The organism is Enterococcus gallinarum (assembly GCF_021496385.1).
GTDB lineage: Bacteria > Bacillota > Bacilli > Lactobacillales > Enterococcaceae > Enterococcus_D > Enterococcus_D gallinarum.
In genome coordinates this window covers 292,620-313,767 of sequence record NZ_CP050816.1, presented here as the reverse complement: position 1 = coordinate 313,767, position 21,148 = coordinate 292,620, and the positions used below count along the sequence as shown (strand labels likewise).

The window sequence follows — 21,148 nt, the reverse complement described above, 5'->3', positions numbered from 1 at the left end:
ACGATTAATCGGGTTTAATTCGTTGATCAGCACATGTATCTAATCAAAAACCAGCACGCAGAGCATCAGCGCTCAGCATGCTGGTTTTTTTGTTTTATGGCTGGGATGGCTTAGCAGCGCTATATAGAAAAAGAGCAGCATCTTGCCCCATAAACAACTGTGGACCTTCAAAAAATGTTTCATAACTTACTGAATCAAAACCTACTGATTCTGCTAGTTGGAGCAGCGTGTCTTGCTCAAATCCATTGTGTACTTTAGGATGTGAGACGGATTGGTTTTTATTGAAATCAACGATGAACAAACGTCCGCCGGGTTTTAACAATTGATAAAGTTGCTGCAGTAAATGTTCTGTGTCGGGAATATGAAGCATTACCAGCGATAACAGAACGATATCTGCTTCTTCATGAATGGACTCCTTCGTTAAATCGTGGAGTGATCCAGAAACATTTGTCAGCCCTTGCTGGGTGACCTTCTGATCAACGATCGCCAGCATGCCCTCCGCAGTATCCCAAATCTGCAGTTGCTTGACTAAAGGGGCCAGCGGTAAACTAACAAGACCTGTTCCGCCGCCATAATCAATAAGAATTTGTTCACGGGCATTCATCAGTTGGGGTCTTACTGCTGCTGTAATCTTTTCAGCTAGAGCAATCCTTGGGGGTGTATCGTAATGGTCGGCCATTTTATTAAATATCTCAGACATAAAAACCTCCTTAATGGTCTGACAAAAAACTGTTCCTTTGAGTAAAACTAGTTTATCATAAAAGGAGAAAAAATGATCTTTTATTAAGATATAATGTATAGGATCGTCAGGAGGCTACAAGATGAAAATTGGTATTATCGGTGCAATGGATGAAGAAATCAAGATCTTGCGGGAAGCATTGGAAGCTCCCTTATCTTGGGAGCGAGCTGGAGCACTATTTATTTCCGGCAGTATCGGCAATCATGAAGTGATCGTTGTTCGATCTGGAATCGGGAAAGTTGCCGCTTCACTGACAACAAGTTTGCTGATTCAGCAATATGGGGTCAACATGGTGATCAATACTGGATCTGCTGGGGGAATCGGTGCTGGTTTAGCCGTCGGCGACCTTGTGATTTCAGAAAAACTAGCTTATTTCGATGTAGATGTTACTGGATTTGGGTATACATATGGGCAACTCCCAGGGGGAATGCCTTTGTATTTCGAGGCCAGTCGTTACTTGATCGGCGAAATGACCAAAGCCGCAGAAGCAACGAACCACAATGTAAAAAATGGCTTGATCGTAACAGGGGACAGCTTTATCAATGACGGACGTAAAGTACAAGAAATCCTAAGGCACTTCCCAGACGCTTTGGCTTGCGAGATGGAAGGTGCTGCGATCGCCCAAACAGCGAAGCAATTCAATATTCCTTTCCTTGTCGTAAGAGCCATCAGCGACACTGCGGATCATGCTGCAACAGTTTCCTTTGACGAATTCATTTTGGAAGCCGGCAAGCGCTCTGCAGAAATGGTGCTCGCCTTTGTTAAAAAGCTGAAATAAAATTGGAGGAGATCACAAATGAACGCATTACTCTCAATTGATTATACGGTCGATTTTGTAGCTGATACTGGTCGTTTGACGACCGGTCAAGCGGGTCAAGCGATTGAAACAACATTAGTAGATCATACCCAACGATTTATCGATCAAGGGGATTTTGTTGTCTTTGCCATTGATCGCCATGAAGCAGAAGATCCTTATCATCCAGAAAATCAGTTGTTTCCTCCTCATAATCTGGCAGGGTCAGAGGGACGGAATCTCTACGGGACACTAGCTGCAGTGTATGAAGATCACAAAGAAAAAGAAAATGTTTACTGGATCGATAAGCGCCACTACTCGGCGTTTAGTGGGACAGATCTTGACATTCGTTTACGGGAACGGGGCATTACTGCACTTTATTTGACTGGTGTCTGTACAGATATCTGTATCTTGCATACGGCTGTCGATGCGTATAACCTTGGGTATCGATTATTTATTTTCAAAGATGCTGTCGCAAGTTTCGATCCAGTCGGTCATGAATGGGCGTTGCGCCACTTTGAGCAGACATTAGGGGCTACTATTCTTTAAAAAAAAGGAGCTGAGTGTAATGGGATTTATGGATCAATTAAAAGAACAGTTTAGTTTCAGTGAATTGACAGGATTGTATCAGTCCTATAAAAGCGGTGAATTGGATGTTGACAAGATTTTGAATGATACGTTCATGCAAAAGTATACCGATTTTGAAAATGTGGAAGCATTGATGACAAAACTAGGCATTCAAGATAAAGATCAACTCATGGACTTTATGAAAGATAGAAGCAACCGGCATCATGCTGACCAAGTCGTAAAGGACCATTCCCAATTCGATTCTCTAATCGAAATGATCAAAAAAGCACTAGGAAAATAAAATCACCGCCCCCGAAAAGTTAGCTGTTTGCTGCTAACTTTTCGGGGGCGGTCTTAATATTGTATCTTTTGATGAAGGTGGCGGCTGATTGTATTTCTGAACTACTTTGGCTAATGATGTGAGGTGAATCCTCTTTTTTTAGAAAAGTTGCATCAACAAATGGACCAATGATTCATAACCAAACAGTTCGTAACAAATGCCTCGTAGCAAGCTGTATCTTACCAGATTTGAACACGGTCTTCAGGAGCCCGGTACATGCCATCTCCTGGTTCAATACCGAAAGTGGTGAAGAAGGAATCGATGTTTTGAACTTGGATGTTGGCCCGTAACTTGGCAGGGCCATGAACATCAATGGCTAGCAGCAACTGTTGATATTGTTCTTTGGCTTTTGTGCGCCAAATTTTTGCCCAATTGATAAAGAAGTCTTCTAGTGAGACGTCAGTTTCTTTTTCTGCTGCTTCTAGTGCACAGCTTAATCCACCAGCATCGGCAATATTTTCCGATACTGTCAAGGTGCCATTGACCGTTCCACCAGCAAATGGCAAGCCGTCGAATTCATTGATCATTTCTTGAGCCAATGTCTCAAAATGGGCCAGGTCCTCTGCTGTCCACCAATTATTCAGGTTGCCGAATTCATCAAATTTGGCTCCGTTATTATCAAACGCATGGGAAATCTCATGAGCGATCACTGCACCGATCCCGCCATAATTGGCACTTGCTGATTGAGACAGACTGTAAAATGGTGCTTGTAAAATAGCTGCTGGGAAGACGATCACATTCTTGAAAGGATGATAGTAGGCATTGACTGTTGCTGCAGACATTTCCCACTCCTCGCGATCGACCGGTTTTTGCCATTTGCTAAAAAGATCTTCCCGGAAGATACGTCCAAAACGTAGTGCATTTTGTAACAATGATGCATCAGGATCTGTGTGCAGTCGATCATAGATAGCTGGGATTTTGTCTGGATAACCGACATGGATTCCTAGTTTATTTAATTTAACGATTGCTTTTTGTTTGGTATGCTCGCTGAGCCAAGTATTGCTGGTCAAACGATCTTGATAGACGCCGATCATCGTTTCCACCATATGTTTTACATTATTTTTTGCTTTTTCACCAAAATACTTGCGACCATAATAATCACCGACGACTTGACTAAATTGGCCAATCGTCAGATAATAGGCGGCTTTTTCTTTAGGCATCGCTTCATCAACGCCAGAGAGGTACCGATTGTAGGCTCCGCCGAGTTGGCGTAGTTCTTCACTAAGATATCCAGTGTAGCGCAAACTTTGATGAACGATCATCCAGCTTTTCAATAAATCAAAGTGGGTAGGAGAGACAATGATATCGAATGCCTCAAAGTACTCAGGCTCAGTCACGATCAGCTCTTCTGGTTCGGCATTTAATAAAGCGGTTAATGTCTTTTTGAAGTCGAGTTGCGCCGAATGCTGTGCAAAGGTATCTAGACTTTGCGGATTGTAATTTTTGCTGTAATCGGCATTTTCTTCCGCACTGCGAACATGAGGAGCAATCAATTTATCAAAAGCCAGTGTTTGTTCTACCAGCGACTCTGCTTCGGATTGTGATTTCCCTAATTTCGTTAAGAGCGCAACAGCATTGTCGAAGAAAACTTGTAGTAACTCTTCTGCCTGCGGGTGGTCAGTATAATATGTTTTGTCAGGCAAGATCGTTGCTGGCGGATAGGCCAACAGTGTATTCATTTTCGCGTTTTTCATATCGGAGTCGATATCGAAAGCAAATGGTAGTTGGATGCCGTTAAGAATGAATTCAGGTAGCTGTGCATTTAACTCGTCATAAGACGCAAGGGTTTCGATTTTTGCCAAAATCGGCAAAACTTCTTGACCTGCGTTTTCATCACGGGTAGCAAAATCGCTTGCTAAGCGATAGAAAGCAACGGCGTCTTTCATTTTTCCTTTAGGAATTGCTAAAGGATCTGCCGCCATATTCTTGAACTCAGCCATCATCAACTGATCGATTCCGTCTACCAGATCTTGAAAACCTCCAGTTGCCGGTTTATCCGCAGGGATCACCGCTGATTCCAACCAATCGCCATTCACATAATCATAAAAATCATCTTTTAATAATGTTGTCATATGCTTCGCTCCTTTTTATGCTTTCTCCTATTATGGAACAAAATTTTCCAGTACGCAAAAAAAGTTTGTTTTTTTCTTAACGAAAAAGTTCCTTAGTGTCTAAACCGGCTGATTCCCGTGGTACTATTAAGATATACTTTGGTAAGGAGGAATGGCGATGGAAGAAAGAGAGAACATAGATACTTGGCAGGGAATACCAGAAGAACGATTCCGACGCTACAAATCTTGGGTAACACCTTCCGGCTATTTGTGCGGAACTTATGCTGCCACCGTGTTTTTGGCTTATTATCAAGATTATATCGATGAGCAGATCATCCCTAAAACAGTGAGAAGGAAAAATCAGCTGCAGCCGGGCGCACTGACTGACATCTTGCGGCTCTTGATTCAACCTCATGGATTGCCAACGATTGCTTGGCAGGTGGCTCATGGACTATCACGCTTTTTCACTCATTTTGATCTACCTTATCGGGGGCGTGCCACAGTTTTCGGCGGCTGGCAGCGAGCCTGCAAACGGATCGATCAAGGCAAACCGGTGATCGTTGGTCTCTTGAAGCCTTTAGGAAGTACCTACGGCAATCACTGGGTAGTCGCATATGCTTATTTAGAAACAGAGACCGGACGTTATCTAAAAGTTCATGACAACTGGGGGAATTACAATCAAGTGATTCCAGCCAGCTGGATTAACGGAACCGTCTCGTTACCTTAAATTAATTTAATGAAAAAAGCACCTATAATGTGCTAGAATAAAAGAAACAATTCACTTCACTTGGAGGCAGACATGGGCGAAAGTTATAAAGATAGTTCATTGAAGATTTTCAGTTTGAACGGTAACAGACCGTTAGCCGAGAAAATTGCAAAAGTTTTCGGTACAGAGTTAGGTAAGTCAAAAGTAACACAATTTAGTGATGGAGAGATCGCGATCAATATTGAGGAAAGTGTTCGTGGCGATCATATTTTTATCATTCAATCAACCAATGAACCAGTCAATGATCACTATCTTGAATTGTTGATCATGATCGATGCCATGAAACGTGCAAGTGCCAAAACGATTAATGTGGTTTTACCGTACTATGCGTATGCAAGACAAGACCGGACGGCAAATCCTCATGAACCGATCACGGCAAAATTGATTGCCAATATGTTAGTGGAAGCTGGGGCGACACGGATCTTGACATTGGATCTGCATGCCGTGCAGGTGCAAGGCTTCTTTGATATTCCTGTTGATAATCTATTTACGATTCCGCTTTTCGCGCATTATTATCGCGAGAAAAAAATGATCGGAGACGAATATGTCGTTGTCTCTCCCAAAAATAGCGGAGTTCAGCGGACCCGCAGTTTAGCCGAATATTTAGATACAGCGATTGCGATCGTTGATCAAGATGAGGCAGATGGTGGCTATGTGATTGGAGATGTTGCCGGCAAAAAATGTATTTTAGTAGATGATATTTTGAATACAGGCAAAACATTGTCAAAGGCAGCAGATTTGCTAAAAGAAGCAGGAGCTAGTGAGATTTATGCGTGCGTCTCTCATGCGTTATTGTCACCACCAGCCAAAGACATTCTTGATCAATCTGTCATCGAAAACATTTGTGTCACAGATTCTTGTTGGACTGCCGAAGAACGGCATCCAGAACGGTTGTCTTACCTTTCTTGTGCAGAACTGATGGGCGAGGCTGTCAAACGAATCCACGAAAATACACCGATGAGTCCCCTGTTTCGGTTAGAAAGCAAAGAATACAAATAAGAAGCAAGAGAGTCCGGTTATTCTGGACTTTCTTGCTTCTTATTTGTCATGAGACAGTGCAATTTATGCTAAGTTATTGAGGTTCAAGACAGTCTCTCGTTTAATCAGCTTATGCGGGACGACAAGCTGAACCGCATTTGAACCTTCATGGTTTAATTGTGCCATCAAGCTTTCTGTGGCGATTTTTCCTAAGGATAAGACGTTGATGTCAATGCTGGTCAAGTAAGGATGGGTCAATGTAGCAAAAATCGAGTTATTAAAGCTGATCACAGATAGATCATCCGGAACTTTATACCCGAACATCGTTGCCAGTTGGATGATCCGAACTGCAAAAAGATCATCGATTACTACGATTGCCGTTGCTTCGGTCTCTTTGATCGTTGTCTCGAAATTGACATAGTCTTCTGCCTGTTCAAATGTCAATGCCGGATAAAAAGGCAGGTTGGCTAGCATCATTGCTTTTTGATAGCCAAAGAAACGTTCGAAATAGAGATTTTCGTGAGTTGTATTCGTAGCAAACAATATCTTAGAGTGTCCTTGGGAGATCAGATACTCTGTCGCTTGTTTTCCCAGCATTTGGTTGTCATTATCAACAAAAACGATATTTTCTTCATTGCTGTAAGGATGTCCAATCAATGTGAAAGGAACTTTTTTACGAACTAAATAATCAATGATTGGATCTTTTTCATCGGAATAGACTAAGATAAAACCATCCACTTGTTTTTGAAGGTGCATACGTTCCACATTTTTCAATAATGTATCAAAATCACGGGCAGAGGCAACCGCAACCGTCATTTGGTGGTGGCGAGCTTCTTCGTTGATGGCTTCGATCGTTTCTAAATAGAAAGGATTTCCTAGCCGTTCCTTTGAATCCAAAGGCGGCAAGATAACACCGATCGCGCTTGAAATCTGCTTGCCTAGATTTCGCGCAGCCAAATTTGGCACGTAACCCATTTCAGCCATGATTTTGCGTACTTTCTTTTTTGTGTCTTCAGAGATACTAGGGTGATCATTCACGACCCGAGAAACAGTTGAAGTAGCGACGCCGGCTTTTTTGGCGACATCTTTGACAGTTACGCTCACTGTTTTCCCTCCTTTTTTAGCTTATAGTATCATAAAGTTGTGTTATTTTGGTAGCCGGAAAGAAAAGAAAGAAGAAATGCCTTCATTTCTTCTTTCTTGGTTTCTGATCAATAATTAAGCAATAGTTACTGAGACTTCTTCTTCCAGCAGATGCTCTTTTCCATAAAGCTGAACCGTCAATGGCTCACCACTGATTTTCTTTAGTGTGACAGTTTCTTCTTTAACAGAAATGAATAATAAGCGTCCGCGATAATTGATATGGAAAGCATAGCTGTTCCAAGTCTTCGGTAGAAACGGGGCAAAACCTAGATGGGCATGGTCCGTCTTCATTTGGGCAAATCCTTGAACGATCGCTAACCAACTGCCAGTCATTGAAGTGATATGCAAACCATCGTCGGTATCATTGTTGTAGTTATCCAAATCTAGCCGAGCCGTTCGTTCATACATTTCCAGTGCTTTTTCTTCCATTCCCAGCTCGGCTGCTAAGATGGCATGGATACTAGGAGACAGGGAAGACTCGTGCACTGTCATTGGTTCATAGAAGTCAAAGTTGTTTCGTTTTTCCTCTTCTGTAAATTGATCCCCAAAGAAATAGATTCCTTGTAAGACATCCGCTTGTTTGATAAAGCAAGAGCGCAAGATTCGGTCCCATGACCAATTTTGATTCAATGGCAAGTTTTCTGGATCTAAATCAGTGACTGGCATCAAATCTTTGTCTAAGAAGGTATCGTGCTGAACGAAAATTCCTAAGTCTTGATCTTCTGGGAAATACATATTGTCAATGATATCCTGCCAGTAGTCTTGCTCTTTTTCTGGGATCGTTACGGTTGCTTCTGTGGCATATTCTTTATAACTTTGTAAAGTATAGCTCAAGACCCAGGTAGCCATCTTGTTTGTATACCAGTTATTGTTGATGTTATTCTCATATTCGTTGGGGCCGGTAACGCCATGGATCATATATTTTTGCTGACGTTTGGAATAATGGACACGATCTGCCCAGAAACGAGCGATGGCCGTTAATACTTCCAAGCCTTCTTTTTTCAGATAGCTGGTATCACCTGTGTAATTCGTGTAGTTATAGATGGCATAAGCGATTGCACCATTTCGATGGATCTCTTCAAAGGTGATTTCCCATTCATTGTGGCATTCGATCCCTGTAAATGTCACCATAGGATAAAGCGCGCCAGCCAAGCCTTGTTTTTGCGCATTGATATGGGCTTGCGGCAATTGATTGTGGCGATATTTCAACAAATTCCGAGTGATTTCTGGTTTCGCTAATGCCAAATAAAGAGGCACAGCATAGGCTTCTGTATCCCAATAAGTAGCGCCACCGTATTTTTCACCGGTAAATCCTTTAGGTCCAATATTTAAACGTTCATCTTCTCCATAATAAGTCGAGAAGAGTTGGAATAAATTGAAACGAATTCCTTGTTGCGCAGCAGCATCGCCTTCAATGATCACATCAGCTAATGCCCAGCGATCTTTCCAAGCATTGACTTGTTCTTGCCGTAAGTCTTCGTAAGGTGCGCTGTACACTTGGAAAAGCTCTGCAATTTTTGTTACTTGATCATGAGGATTGACATCACGACTGGTAACGATAATCACGTCTTTTTGTAAATGAAAGACAGCTCCTGTTTCTCCTGTAAAAGTAAACGCGTCAGCAATCGTCAATTCACTCGTCTCTGTGGATGCTGGCTCTTGACTATGACGCATTGCGGCAGTGACCGTGAATTGCTCAATGTCAAAGTTGTTTTCAATGGTACGGGTGGTCAGATAACGATAGTTGCCTGAGCTGCCGTGGTCTAATTCTTCCCAGAAGCGTTCTTCGTAATTACTATCTTCATTGCGGACATTATTGTCTAGTTTAGAAATGACTGTGATTTCTGCTGATCCTTCAAGGATTTCTGCCTGCATCGTGATTACCGCCATTTCTCGCTTGACGATACTTAAAAAGCGCTCAAAAGTAAATTTGACAGTTGCGCCAGCTAATGAAACCGTAAATGTCCGGCGTAAAATTCCTGTTTGCATATCCAGTTCCATATAAAAATCGCTCGGACTGATTTTCGCAAGATCAACAGCCTGATTGTTGATGAAAAGATCCATTGCAATGAAGTTAACAGCATTGATCACTTTTCCAAAATAATCCGGATAGCCATTTTTCCACCAGCCAACACGAGTTTTGTCTGGATACCAGACCCCTGCCAGATAAGTCCCTAGATGGTGATCGCCACTATATTGTTCTTCAAAATTACCCCGCATCCCCATGTAGCCATTTCCAATACTTGTAAGCGACTCTTGTAGTCGGCGATTTTCTTTATCTAAAGTAGTTGTTGCGATTTTCCAAGGATCGATATCGAACAAACGCTGGATTTTTTTCATAGGTTTTTCCTCCAAAATCTTTTTGATAACTCTATAATAAATGCAAACGATTGCGTTAGTCAAGCGTAAATCATTGGTTTCTATGCTTTTTTAAATAGAAGTGTGACAAAGAGCTGTTTTTGCGCATTTTTATAAATTAATGACTGAGGAGAATGTAAATTGAAATTTCTCGGTTTACAAAATTTTCAATCTCCGCTACAATGTGGTTATTAAGAAACCGATTGCGTAAAACGGTGGAGGAGGAAGAAAGAGGATGAAAAAATTACTAAGCTTTGAATTCTGGCAGAAATTCGGAAAAGCACTAATGGTTGTGGTAGCTGTTATGCCTGCCGCCGGATTGATGATCAGTATTGGGAAGACGATCCCCATGATTAATGCCGATTGGGCATTTTTGGTAACGACTGGTGGTGTGATCGAAAATATTGGTTGGGCAATTATTGGGAATCTGCACTTATTATTTGCATTAGCTATCGGTGGTAGTTGGGCGAAAGAACGCGCAGGCGGGGCATTCGCTGCGGGGATTGCATTTGTATTGATCAATCGAATCACAGGTTCGATCTTCGGGGTCACAAGCGCCATGCTGACGGAAGAAGGGGCTTTTACTCATACATTGTTCGGTACGAAAATTATGGTGGACGGCTTTTTTACAAGTGTCTTAGAAGCTCCGGCACTGAACATGGGTGTTTTTGTAGGAATCATCGCCGGGTTTGTTGGTGCGACTGCTTATAATAAATACTATAATTTCCGCAAACTGCCCGATGCGCTTTCGTTTTTTAATGGCAAGCGCTTCGTCCCGTTTGTTGTAATTGCTCGTTCCGTGGTTGTTGCGATCGTGTTAGCGATCGTTTGGCCTTACATTCAAGCAGGAATCAATAACTTTGGCTTGTGGATCGCACAATCGCAAGAAAGTGCGCCGATTTTAGCACCTTTCTTGTTTGGAACATTAGAACGATTACTATTGCCATTTGGGTTGCATCACATGCTGACTATTCCCATCAATTATACTGAATTGGGAGGCACCTATACGATCTTATCTGGTGCACAAGCGGGGACACAAGTTTTCGGTCAAGATCCTCTATGGTTAGCTTGGGCAACTGATTTGGTCAATATGCGAAATGCAGGGGATACTTCACAATACCAATTCTTGATAGAGAATTTTGTGCCTGCACGTTTCAAAGTCGGACAAATGATCGGTTCTTCTGGTATTTTGATGGGACTTGCCTATGCAATGTATCGCAATGTCGATGCAGACAAACGCCATAAATATACCTCGATGTATTTATCCGCTGCCATCGCGGTTTTCTTGACAGGCGTGACAGAGCCATTGGAATTTATGTTCATGTTTGCGGCTGTACCGTTATATGTTGTTTATGCAGTCGTTCAAGGGGCAGCATTTGCTATGGCGGATATCGTTCACCTGCGTGTTCACTCCTTTGGAAATATCGAACTATTGACTCGGACACCAATGGCGATCAATGCAGGTCTGGGTCAGGACTTGATCAATTTTGTCCTAGTAACGATCGCATTTGGGGTCGGCATGTATTTCTTGGCTAACTTCTTAATCAAAAAATTCAATTTTGCGACGCCCGGACGCAACGGCAACTACGAAGTAGAAGGAGCTGACGAAAACGTAGCAACAACTGCCTCTGACGGAACGTTAGATCCAAACTCTCAAGTGGTTAAGATCATTCATCTGTTGGGAGGACGTGAAAACATCCGCGATGTAGATGCATGTATGACTCGTTTAAGGGTCTCTGTCAAAGACCCTAGCTCAGTAGGAGACGAAAAGTCTTGGAAAGGTGCTGGCGCATTAGGTTTGATCGTAAAAGATAACGGAGTGCAAGCGGTATATGGGCCTAAAGCCGATGTACTTAAATCAGACATCCAGGATATCTTGGATTCCGGTGTGGCGATTCCTGAAGCAGTCATAAAAGAAGTCACTAATGAGACGAATCACGAAAGCCAAGGGATAACCGCTGAGGTTGTTTCAGTAGCCGATGGGCAAGTGATTCCGATCACGGAGGTCAGTGATCAAGTCTTTGCAGAGAAAATGATGGGGGACGGATTTGGCGTGATTCCCGATAACACGCAGGTGTATTCACCTGTTTCTGGGAAAGTGACGAATGTTTTTCCTACGAAACATGCGATTGGGTTGCTATCTGATGAAGGAGTCGAAGTATTGGTTCATATGGGCTTGGATACTGTTGAACTTCAAGGGGCACCATTCACAGTTTCTGTCACAGAAGGGCAGCAAGTCACAAAAGGTGACCCGTTGGCTTTAATGGATCTCGCAGCTATCAAAGAAGCGGGTAAGGATACAACGATCGTTGTAGTAATGACAAATACCGATCAAATCGATTCCTTTGAATTGTCCCAAACTGGTCAGCAAAAAGCTGCAGCAGTTGTTGGAATCGTCAAACTATAATAAAATGACTAAGAGCTGTGCCATAAGTATTTTACCAAACTGAATATCCAAACGATCGTGGGGTTGCTACAGTCTGGTAGTTTCTCGTCGCAATTCACGAGAAGTACAGCTGATCTCATACAGTGCGGATAGTTTCGTCTGGTTCATACTTATGGCACAGCTCCGTTCTTTTATTTACATTTTGAAAGAAGATAATCAAACGCAGAGGAGCGTTATTCATGAAAGTTTTAACATTAAACACCCATAGCTGGTTAGAAGACGATCAAGAAGCAAAATTAAAAGTGATCGCACAAGAAATCGCAGCAGGAGATTATGATTTGATTGCGTTGCAAGAAGTCAATCAATCGATTGCTGCTACAACGATCGTTCCGGATGGTCTTTATTGTCCGACAGAGGCGATCCTTGAGATCAAAGAAGACAATTTTGCTTTGCGCTTAGTAGAAGAACTGCAGATTCTGGATCACGATTATTATTGGTCATGGACTTACAGTCATGTGGGTTATGATGTCTATCATGAAGGGAATGCCTTACTGTCCAAAAATCCAATCATTGCCAAAGAATATTTGGCTTCTGAGACAACCGATGTCTGGGACCATACTACGCGAAAAAATCTTAGCGGTCTCACAGAAGTAGACGGCAAAATGATCCAAGTGTTAAGCTGCCATTTTTCTTGGTGGAATGACGGCAAGTTTGCCTATGAATGGCAGCAAACCGAAGCGTTTTTGACTGAGCGAGCAGCATCGCTCTTGCTTTTAGGTGATTTCAATAATGAGGCAGACAGCTTGGGTTATCAGCTGGTTAAAAACAGTTCATTGCAGCTGCAGGATAGTTTTCTTGCCGCAACAAAAACGATCGGTGAGGCTTCGGTTGTTAAAGCAATCGATGGCTGGCAAGACAATCAGACAGCCTTGCGTATCGATTATGTCTTTGCCTCACAGAATGAACAGCCCGTAGAGTATGAAGTGGTCTTTGACGGTCAGCGGCTGCCGATAGTCAGCGATCATTTTGGTATCTGTGTGGTTTTTGAATAACCAAGAATAGAGACGACTTCGATTATTCGCTTGCTATCGCTTGAATCGGCTAGAGATTCAGGAAGCAGACAATCGATTAAAAAAAGGATGAGACCAGAAACGAATTTCTGATTTCATCCTTTTTATTTTGATCAAATGTCAATCGAACCATAGCGGTTTTTTAAGGCAGTGCGTATTAAGCGTTCTGCCAAATGTTCATTCCGGGCAAGCAGTGGACCATGGAAATAGGAACCAAAAACATTGCGGTAGACCACGCCTTCTGTTTGGTCCTCGCCATTGTTTCCCTGCCCTTCTACGACTTTACCTAGTGGTTTCTCACCTTTGCCAAGAAACGTCCGACCATTGTGATTTTCAAAACCATAATAGGTCTCATCGAATTCTTCATTATGGATAACGATATCTCCGATGAAGCGATTGTTTTCTTGACTCAATGTGTAATGATCCAATGCGCTAATTCCTTTGATTTTCTCTCCGTTAGCTCCCATGTAGTAATGACCTAACAACTGATACCCGCCACAAATGGCCAACATGACTCCATCGTTCTCGATGTATTCCGTCAATGCTTCTTTTTTTGTTTGGATATCTTCAGAAACGATCAGCTGTTCAAAATCCTGTCCGCCGCCAAAAAAGACTAAGTCATACTTCTTCGGATCAAATGGTTCATGGATGCTGACGACTTCCGAAATGAATTCTACACCCATTTTTTCGGCTACATAACGCAACATCAACAAATTGCCATTATCCCCGTAGGTGTTCAGCAAATTCCCGTAAAGATGAGCAACATTCAAACGATAATTAGCCACGATCCATCCCCCCTTTGATATAGCCTTTTTCTGCCAATTTTTTGCGTAGTTGCAAAACAGCAGTATAGGTTGCTAAGATATAGACTTTTTCAGTTGGTAGATTGGCGATATCTTTAATGACCTCATCAAGATCTTTTGTTTCGGTGATCTTTTCTTCGGGAATTCCCGCTACTTTTAAACGCAGCGCCATATCTTGATGGCGGTCGCCGCCAGCAATGACTTGAGGAATCGCCATTTCGGCAAATGCTTCATGATTTCCATCCCAGATCCAGCTAACATCAATGCCGTCCGCATAATTTGCATTCAAGAGACTGACGAGAGAAAAAGGATACGGAGATAAGCCGATCATATCGATCACTTGATTCAGTCCTACCGGATTTTTGACTAACACGAGTGTACACTCTTTGCCATCGATGGTAATGACTTCTTGACGGCCAAAGACTTTTTCATCATAGGCCAATCCAGCTCTGATTTTTTCAGGTGCGACTTGATAATATTCCGCTACAGCGGTCGCTGCCAATGCGTTATAGACATTGTACATGCCGCCAACTTCGATTCCATATGAATTCCCATCAATGACAAAGTCAGCAGAAGTATTGTCCATTGCTGTGATGGCTGTCAGTTTGTAGTCTAGTTCTGGACGTTTGAAGCCGCAGTTCGGACAATAGTATTTGCCTAGATTCGCATAGGTAATCATTTGGTAATGTAAGATGTGGTGGCATTCTGGACAAAGAACCCCGTCTGTATTGTAATGGGCCATCTGTTCCTGATCAGGTAAGTGATCAAAGCCATAATACTTTCTTGGATTAACAGTAGTGACAGAATTGAACAACGGGGAATCACCATTACATAGAATTGTGGCCGTCGGTGAATTTGCTGCTCCTTCAACGATCATTTTATATGTTGTATAGATTTCACCATAACGGTCCATCTGATCGCGAAAAATATTCGTGAAGACAAATAGTTCAGGTTTGATATACTTCGTTACTTTGCTAAGACTAGCTTCATCGATCTCTAGTACTGCAAACTTTTTGCCGCCTTTTGGTTTGGCAGATAAGAAAGTAGAAACGATTCCTTGGACCATATTGGCACCTGTTGGATTTGTCAGCACATCATCAAATTCTTGCCTTAAAATATTCACCGTCAGTGCAGTAGTCAAGGTTTTTCCGTTCGTACCAGTGATAACGACAACTTGATAATCTTTTGCTAGATGATCTAAAATATGCGGATCGATTTTTAATGCTATTTTCCCAGGCAGACTTGATCCGCCTTTAAAAAAGTTTTTTAATACCCACTGAGAGGTCTTACCGACTGTGACAGCCAGTTGACTTCTTAACCCCATAGTTGAACCTCCAAACGAGATGATTGTCTTTTTAGTTTAAATTCAATTTATCATACCATATGTTCTAAAAAAGGTTAAACGGCTTTTCGATTTCTTTAAGTTTCTGCAAAGAGTTCAGTTTATTGAACCAAAAAAGGCAGAGACATTCGTTACAAACAAGATGTCTCTGCCGCTTCAAAACGCTTGTGGAAGGCTCGCGACTTTAAGATACAACGCTTAGAACCTTCAATAGCGCCATTTTACTGGCTGTTTAACCAATAATAATCTTCTCGGTTGGGTATTCATAACCTAAATCTCGGGTTTCTTTTGGCACAAACAACAACAACGTATAAAGCATACCTACACGTCCAATGAACATCAGTAAGGCTATCACTAACTTACCCACACTTGAGAGATCATCGGTGATCCCTAACGATAAACCGGTGGTCCCAAACGCAGAAGCTACTTCGACAATGATGGCGATCAACGGGATATCTTCAGTGGCAGTCAAAAATAATACGCAGAAAAAGCACATTCCTAAGGATAACATGAAGACAACAACAGACTTACGCACATCGTCTTCATCGATCCGTCGGCCAAATATGTTGATATTGTCTTCACTCTTTAAGAAGGCATAAAGATAAAGACCAATAATGGCGATCGTTGTCGTACGAATCCCGCCACCAACTGAACTTGGGCTGCAACCGATAAACATTAGTAACGAAAAAACGATCAATGTCGTAGTCTGAAAGTTCCCTAAATCATGGATCTGCAGTCCAGCATTACGGGTAGTCATGGAATAAAACATACTGTTGATCCAGGTGCTGCTAAAGCCGTAATCTTTGAACAGATGGTCTTTCTCTAGGAAATAAATGGCGATCGTTCCACCGATAAACAAAATCACAAAAGCCAACATCGCGATTTTTGTAAACAATGAAAAGCGAAAAGGCAGTTGTCGGCGATTTTTTTTCAGCTTGAAGAGGGCCCATTCTCGGAAATCCATAATCACTGGAAACCCAATCCCACCGATAAAAATCAAAAACATGATACAAATCAAAAAGAAATAATCATGTGCGAAAGGTAAAATGGAATTTCCTGTCACGTCAAAGCCAGAGTTTGTGACCGCGGAAATAGCTTGGTAAAAACCATAAAATAGGGCATCCCGCCAATTGTCATAATAGCCATTAAAATAAAAATAAATAGAAAAAATAGCGCCAGAGATGGCTTGGCAAAGTAAGATGATCGTAAACGTGATTCGAATCATCCGCACGATTCCGCTTAGCTTTGGCTGATTCATATCCGTCATAATCAACTGACGCTGCTTCAATGAGATCTTTCTCCGAGAAACGATCGCAAAGAAAGTGGAGATCATCATAATCCCTAGTCCACCCACTTGAAAAAGAACTTCAAGAAGCACTACACCGCGATCATTGAACACATCATCGATAGGGAATGTCGTCAATCCGGTGACACTGACCGTGCTGACTGCCATAAAAAACATATCGATGAAGGAAGCATGAGAATGAGGTTCACGAAAAAAGGGAAGGTAAAATAAACCTAAGGAAATAATCGTCATCAGAATATAGTAAAAAACGATCACTTGGATCGAAGAAACATTTTGGGCAATAAAATATTTGCTTTTGCGTTGTGTCAGACGAGCAAACCGCGTGAAATTCATAACTAGTCTCCTCACTAAATAAACTACCCACAGTATACCAAAGAACCAAGCAGTTTCAAAAGAAAGCAAGATTGAAAGTAAGTAGCAGCCAATATCATCAAAGAAACGCTCTGCAAAAATATGAGATAGTGCCGCAAAACAATTAATGGAACAGAGAAGACGATAGCCTGTCATTGAGAGAGTACTAGAAGATAGCGGTGAGTCGGACAAAAAACTGTAAGCCCAACAGACTTATCGGGCATACAGTTTTTTTGAAGAGATCGGTTAGTTAGAGTGCTTCCACCGCTTCGATTGCGCGAAAGACTTTTTCTGGAGTGATCATTGGGTCGATCAGGACAAATGTTTCTTCTTCTTTAACGGCATAAGTCAAAACAGGCGCAAAATAAGCGCGATCCACACGAGTGACATGCAAGTCTTTTAGTTTCATAGGTAAGTGCAATGCTTCGTAGAAAGGACGCAGTTCCTCGATAACAGCAAAATCGTTGGTGTAGGCAAGCTGTACCCAGATGCAGTAGGCCACTTTATTGCCATGGAGGACACTGTGGGTTTCGCTCAGATAAGATAAGCCGTCATGTAATGCGTGGGCGCCAGAAGTTCTGCCAAACTCTACAGCAAATCCACCAACTTCTCCTGCTAAAGCGATGATGGCATCTGTGATTCGCGCAAGAGCTGGCGTCAAGCGCCCGGCTTTTAAATCAGTGACTGCTTGGATGGCATCTGCGATCAAGAGTTCTTTGATTAGTTTTGCACTTTGAAAACCGAGCCGAACCAAGGCTGTTTTATCTTCTTCTGCCATCGTGCGTACAATGGCTTCCATTTCATAATACTTGGCTAGCGTGTCTGCGATGCCTGCAATGAAATAATCCACGGGTGTTGCTAGCAAGAATCGAGTATCGACGATCGTCATATAAGCCCCTTTTTTGGCGTAATCGATCTTGCAGATTGTGTGGTCTGGGTAATAGGCGACAATCACAGGAGTAAAGGGTGCACAGTTGGAAATCAATGTAGGGATGACGATCAGCTCCGCTCCCATTCTTTCTGCAGTAATTTTTGCGGTATCTGCGACACGTCCACCACCGATCGCAAGCAGGACATCTGTGTGTTTGATCTTATCCGCTAACTCCTGAGCATTCTCATAACTTGAGGAGCCATCATAGCGATAAACAGGATAGTCAAATGGATGCGGATAATAGGTTTTAAAAACGTCAAATGATTGATCGCCAGTAATGACAGCAACCTGATCAAAATCATTGAGATACTCTGGTAGATCAAAAAGCACTCCTTCACCAGTAATATACCGGTTTGGTCCAGGGCGGACTTCATTGGCTAACATAACACAACACTCCTTTGCAATCGTCAGAATTTTCTAATTAGTGTAACGTGGAATAGCGCCTGCTGTCAATTTTTCTTTTGAGCAGTTTTGTTCAGATCAGCCAGGCCAAAGCCAATCGGCGCAAGCAGGCGTAAAGAGGGCATAAAAAAAGACCCTAACAAAGGAGAGTTTGTTCTTGCTAGTCTTCGTATAATCAAGACTGTTTTGCGAAGATCCTCTCCTTTTGAGGGTCAGTTGTTGGGCGAGACAACAGTACTATTTCTATCTCAGAAAACTAAAGGAATATTCAAACTGCCGCTTCTCAAAATAGGTTATGTCCAGTTTTGACGGATGAAACCAGCTCGTCCTGAACCTTCACGGTAGGCGTTGTAATGCGCCGTATTTTTCTTATAAAAATCTTGATGATAGTCTTCTGCTGGATAGAAAGGTTCAGCAGGTTCGATTGTTGTCACGATTGGATCTGTAAAGCGACCGCTTGCTTGCAAAGCGGCTTTTGAAGCTTCTGCGATTTTTCGTTGTTCTTCACTATTGTAATAGATGACTGGACGGTAAGAGTCTCCACGGTCTGCGAACTGACCAAAGGCATCTGTAGGATCGGTTTGTTGCCAATAGATAGCCACGAGTTCTTCATACGTTATTTGTTCAGGATCGAAAGTGATTTCTACGGCTTCTGTATGTCCTGTGGTTCCAGTTGTTACTTCTTGATAGGTAGGATGAGGGACATGTCCACCGGTAAAACCTGAGACTACCGAAAGAATTCCTGGTAAAGAATCGAAAGGTTTGACCATACACCAGAAGCAGCCGCCGGCAAAAATTGCAGTATCTTTCATTGTGATTCCTCCTTTGGTTTTATGGTATGCTTCTTATAGAGAAAGACAAGCGATATGCTTATAAGAAACGGCCAAAGAAAGCGAGGTTTGCTGTGGATACGATCATCATTTTATTGCGGGGGAATTCTGGCAGCGGAAAAACGACAGTAGCAAAAGCGCTGCATCAACAATTAGGGGCAGAAGCGGTGTTGATCTCACAGGATGTATTTCGCCGAGAAATTTTTCACGTGAAAGATACGCCTAATAATCATGCTGTAGGTCTAATGATGGAGGCCCTTTTATATGCGCGAGGGAAGGTTCCTTTCATCATCGTTGAGGGAATTTTTGCCCGTGAAAAATACCAGGACTTCTTGCTCTTTTTACTAGAATCCTTTGAGAAGTGTCTCATTTATTATTTTGATGTGTCTTTTCAAACAACGATTGAAAGACACCGAACACGGCCACAACGGGCATTTTTTTCCGAATCATCGCTACAAAAGTGGTGGCTCGAAAAAGACCTTCTCTTTGGGGAAAACGGCATAGCGTCCAAGAGCAATGATACGAGTAATAAATCAGTCCTCTTAAAAGAGAAGATGTTTACAGAGAAGCAGACAATATCTGAAATGATCACGATGATCTTGGAGGATACGAAACAGTTTCAAAAATAGCCTTGAAGCAAACGATCTGTTTTCCAAAAAAACTAAAGTGAGGTATCTCTATGTTAGACAAATCAATTCCTTATGCAGAAATTTGGATGGAGCGCATGGCTGCGGATGAAGTAGCACCGGTCCCTGCCTCAAATAACTATATCATTCAACCTTATCAATCCGGTGATGCGAGTGAGTGGGCGCGGATTGAGACAGCGGTGGGAGAATTTGATACAGAAGCCGCGGCACTTGCGTATTTTGAAAAAGACTTTCTCCCCTATGAATCTCAATTGCCGCAACGAATGTTTTTTGCAGTGGATCCAGAAGGAACAAAGGTAGGAACAGCGACTGCTTGGTGGAAGAAGAAGCAAGATGGCAACATTGTGCCGCTCGTTCATTGGGTAGCAGTCATTCCCAGCGCTCAAAGACAAGGGATCGCTCGCGGCTTGGTAACCAAAGTTATAGAAACATGCCAGAACCAAACGGCAGATTCCGAAGAATCTGCTGCCGCTATTTTTCTCCATACGCAAACATGGAGTCATGCTGCGATTGGACTGTATCAACAACTAGGCTTCAAACTTATTGATACAGACTATCAGGGACAGATGAATCCCGAGTACGAACAAGTATTGACTATTTTGAGAGACGTGGCGCAGAAGGAAAACGGGCAGTAAAGCCAATCATTTGCAGGCATCGTTCTGTTCAGTACCCCTCTTAGCGACTTCTGAATTTAAACCTGTAAAAATTCCTTGTTTTCAAGTATAATACCAAAGGAGTATCAGGAAGGATGGGCAAGATGGCACAACTTTTTTTTAAATATGGCGCGATGAATAGTGGCAAAACGATCGAGATTTTAAAAGTTGCACATAATTATGAAGAACAAGACAAGCCGGTCGTGATTATGACCAGCGGCATCGATACCCGAAGCGGGATCGGAACAGTTTCCAGTCGTATTGGGTTAGAGCGTGACGCCATTCCGATTTTCGATGAGACCGATTTGTATCATTTAGTAAAAGATCTAGGATATCAACCCTATTGCATTTTGATTGATGAGGCACAGTTTTTGAAAAAACACCATGTCTTGGCGTTTACTAAAATCGTAGACGAATTAGGCATTCCTGTGATGGCATTTGGTTTAAAAAATGATTTTCGCAACGAATTATTCGAAGGTTCTAAATATCTGCTTCTTTATGCAGATAAAATTGAAGAAATGAAAACGATCTGCTGGTTCTGCCACAAAAAGGCGACCATGAATCTGCATTACATTGACGGTAAACCAGTCTATGAAGGCGATCAAGTTCAAATTGGCGGTAATGAAGCCTATTACCCTGTTTGTCGCAAACACTATTTTCACCCTGGAATCAAAAAAGAAGGAGAATAAAAC

19 protein-coding genes are annotated in these 21,148 nt (G+C 42.3%); 10 read left to right on the top strand and 9 right to left on the bottom strand.

Features of this window, described 5'->3' with window-relative positions:
* Positions 1–94 precede the first annotated feature (94 nt).
* On the bottom strand, positions 95–715 hold the full coding sequence (locus HED61_RS01410) for a class I SAM-dependent methyltransferase (RefSeq protein WP_255200725.1): 621 nt from the start codon (positions 713–715) through the stop codon (positions 95–97).
* 106 nt (positions 716–821) lie between these two features.
* Here HED61_RS01410 and HED61_RS01405 point away from each other — a divergent pair, with 106 nt between their 5' ends.
* Genes HED61_RS01405 through HED61_RS01395 form a run of 3 tightly spaced genes read left to right on the top strand, consistent with a single transcriptional unit; the run spans position 822 to position 2,400 of the window.
* Positions 822–1,517 carry a 5'-methylthioadenosine/adenosylhomocysteine nucleosidase gene (locus tag HED61_RS01405; protein WP_003128490.1) on the top strand — a complete coding sequence of 232 codons (696 nt, stop codon included), beginning with the start codon at positions 822–824 and terminating at the stop codon, positions 1,515–1,517.
* A gap of 18 nt (positions 1,518–1,535) precedes the next feature.
* Positions 1,536–2,081, top strand: a complete 546-nt coding sequence (locus tag HED61_RS01400) for a cysteine hydrolase family protein (protein WP_003128491.1) — start codon at positions 1,536–1,538, stop codon at positions 2,079–2,081.
* Between the two features lie 19 nt (positions 2,082–2,100).
* Positions 2,101–2,400 (top strand): hypothetical protein, encoded by a 300-nt coding sequence (locus HED61_RS01395; RefSeq protein WP_081131421.1) that lies wholly within the window; start codon positions 2,101–2,103, stop codon positions 2,398–2,400.
* Between the two features lie 218 nt (positions 2,401–2,618).
* Here the strand turns inward: HED61_RS01395 and HED61_RS01390 are convergent, their stop codons facing one another.
* Complete coding sequence (locus HED61_RS01390) at positions 2,619–4,511, bottom strand: M13 family metallopeptidase (protein WP_176333068.1); 1,893 nt, start codon at positions 4,509–4,511, stop codon at positions 2,619–2,621.
* A gap of 157 nt (positions 4,512–4,668) precedes the next feature.
* Between HED61_RS01390 and HED61_RS01385 the strand changes: the two genes are divergently transcribed.
* On the top strand, positions 4,669–5,217 hold the full coding sequence (locus HED61_RS01385) for a C39 family peptidase (protein ID WP_005472825.1): 549 nt from the start codon (positions 4,669–4,671) through the stop codon (positions 5,215–5,217).
* 72 nt (positions 5,218–5,289) lie between these two features.
* Positions 5,290–6,255: a ribose-phosphate diphosphokinase gene (locus HED61_RS01380; RefSeq protein ID WP_005472824.1), complete on the top strand. Its 966-nt coding sequence runs from the start codon at positions 5,290–5,292 to the stop codon at positions 6,253–6,255.
* A 63-nt stretch (positions 6,256–6,318) separates the two neighbouring features.
* Here the strand turns inward: HED61_RS01380 and HED61_RS01375 are convergent, their stop codons facing one another.
* On the bottom strand, positions 6,319–7,338 hold the full coding sequence (locus HED61_RS01375; protein WP_081131419.1) for a LacI family DNA-binding transcriptional regulator: 1,020 nt from the start codon (positions 7,336–7,338) through the stop codon (positions 6,319–6,321).
* Positions 7,339–7,452: 114 nt separating this feature from the next.
* Complete coding sequence (locus HED61_RS01370) at positions 7,453–9,717, bottom strand: glycoside hydrolase family 65 protein (protein WP_005472823.1); 2,265 nt, start codon at positions 9,715–9,717, stop codon at positions 7,453–7,455.
* Between the two features lie 253 nt (positions 9,718–9,970).
* Between HED61_RS01370 and HED61_RS01365 the strand changes: the two genes are divergently transcribed.
* Positions 9,971–12,142 (top strand): PTS transporter subunit IIBC, encoded by a 2,172-nt coding sequence (locus tag HED61_RS01365; protein ID WP_005472822.1) that lies wholly within the window; start codon positions 9,971–9,973, stop codon positions 12,140–12,142.
* A gap of 218 nt (positions 12,143–12,360) precedes the next feature.
* Positions 12,361–13,173 carry an endonuclease/exonuclease/phosphatase family protein gene (locus HED61_RS01360; RefSeq protein ID WP_003128501.1) on the top strand — a complete coding sequence of 271 codons (813 nt, stop codon included), beginning with the start codon at positions 12,361–12,363 and terminating at the stop codon, positions 13,171–13,173.
* A gap of 131 nt (positions 13,174–13,304) precedes the next feature.
* On the opposite strand, the gene HED61_RS01355 is transcribed toward HED61_RS01360, so the two are convergent.
* From HED61_RS01355 to msrA, 5 genes are all read right to left on the bottom strand, one after another.
* On the bottom strand, positions 13,305–13,976 hold the full coding sequence (locus HED61_RS01355; protein WP_003128503.1) for a type 1 glutamine amidotransferase: 672 nt from the start codon (positions 13,974–13,976) through the stop codon (positions 13,305–13,307).
* A complete protein-coding gene (locus HED61_RS01350) occupies positions 13,969–15,318 on the bottom strand; it encodes a Mur ligase family protein (protein ID WP_060813132.1) in 1,350 nt (449 codons plus the stop codon). Before HED61_RS01350 ends, HED61_RS01355 begins: the two co-directional genes overlap by 8 nt.
* Before the next feature lie 250 nt (positions 15,319–15,568).
* Complete coding sequence (locus HED61_RS01345; protein ID WP_103300307.1) at positions 15,569–16,975, bottom strand: TrkH family potassium uptake protein; 1,407 nt, start codon at positions 16,973–16,975, stop codon at positions 15,569–15,571.
* Positions 16,976–17,243: 268 nt separating this feature from the next.
* Entirely contained in the window at positions 17,244–18,308 is a 1,065-nt protein-coding gene (locus HED61_RS01340) for an iron-containing alcohol dehydrogenase family protein (protein WP_156248030.1), read from the bottom strand.
* 311 nt (positions 18,309–18,619) lie between these two features.
* Positions 18,620–19,138, bottom strand: coding sequence for a peptide-methionine (S)-S-oxide reductase MsrA (gene msrA / locus HED61_RS01335; protein ID WP_003128511.1), 519 nt, complete (start codon positions 19,136–19,138; stop codon positions 18,620–18,622).
* Positions 19,139–19,230: 92 nt separating this feature from the next.
* Between msrA and HED61_RS01330 the strand changes: the two genes are divergently transcribed.
* From HED61_RS01330 to HED61_RS01320, 3 genes are all read left to right on the top strand, one after another.
* A complete protein-coding gene (locus HED61_RS01330; RefSeq protein WP_176333067.1) occupies positions 19,231–19,785 on the top strand; it encodes an AAA family ATPase in 555 nt (184 codons plus the stop codon).
* 50 nt (positions 19,786–19,835) lie between these two features.
* On the top strand, positions 19,836–20,438 hold the full coding sequence (locus tag HED61_RS01325) for a GNAT family N-acetyltransferase (RefSeq protein ID WP_081131414.1): 603 nt from the start codon (positions 19,836–19,838) through the stop codon (positions 20,436–20,438).
* Positions 20,439–20,560: 122 nt separating this feature from the next.
* Positions 20,561–21,145: a thymidine kinase gene (locus tag HED61_RS01320; protein WP_029487305.1), complete on the top strand. Its 585-nt coding sequence runs from the start codon at positions 20,561–20,563 to the stop codon at positions 21,143–21,145.
* The last annotated feature ends 3 nt before the right edge of the window (positions 21,146–21,148 follow it).

Coding starts and splice junctions, on each gene's coding strand:
- HED61_RS01340 (WP_156248030.1), bottom strand. CDS start 18,308: ATGTTAGCCAATGAAGTCCGCCCTGGACCAAACCGGTATATTACTGGT.
- HED61_RS01390 (WP_176333068.1), bottom strand. CDS start 4,511: ATGACAACATTATTAAAAGATGATTTTTATGATTATGTGAATGGCGAT.
- HED61_RS01350 (WP_060813132.1), bottom strand. CDS start 15,318: ATGGGGTTAAGAAGTCAACTGGCTGTCACAGTCGGTAAGACCTCTCAG.
- HED61_RS01345 (WP_103300307.1), bottom strand. CDS start 16,975: ATGAATTTCACGCGGTTTGCTCGTCTGACACAACGCAAAAGCAAATAT.
- HED61_RS01325 (WP_081131414.1), top strand. CDS start 19,836: ATGTTAGACAAATCAATTCCTTATGCAGAAATTTGGATGGAGCGCATG.
- HED61_RS01360 (WP_003128501.1), top strand. CDS start 12,361: ATGAAAGTTTTAACATTAAACACCCATAGCTGGTTAGAAGACGATCAA.
- HED61_RS01405 (WP_003128490.1), top strand. CDS start 822: ATGAAAATTGGTATTATCGGTGCAATGGATGAAGAAATCAAGATCTTG.
- HED61_RS01395 (WP_081131421.1), top strand. CDS start 2,101: ATGGGATTTATGGATCAATTAAAAGAACAGTTTAGTTTCAGTGAATTG.
- HED61_RS01385 (WP_005472825.1), top strand. CDS start 4,669: ATGGAAGAAAGAGAGAACATAGATACTTGGCAGGGAATACCAGAAGAA.
- HED61_RS01400 (WP_003128491.1), top strand. CDS start 1,536: ATGAACGCATTACTCTCAATTGATTATACGGTCGATTTTGTAGCTGAT.
- msrA (WP_003128511.1), bottom strand. CDS start 19,138: ATGAAAGATACTGCAATTTTTGCCGGCGGCTGCTTCTGGTGTATGGTC.
- HED61_RS01320 (WP_029487305.1), top strand. CDS start 20,561: ATGGCACAACTTTTTTTTAAATATGGCGCGATGAATAGTGGCAAAACG.
- HED61_RS01380 (WP_005472824.1), top strand. CDS start 5,290: ATGGGCGAAAGTTATAAAGATAGTTCATTGAAGATTTTCAGTTTGAAC.
- HED61_RS01370 (WP_005472823.1), bottom strand. CDS start 9,717: ATGAAAAAAATCCAGCGTTTGTTCGATATCGATCCTTGGAAAATCGCA.
- HED61_RS01365 (WP_005472822.1), top strand. CDS start 9,971: ATGAAAAAATTACTAAGCTTTGAATTCTGGCAGAAATTCGGAAAAGCA.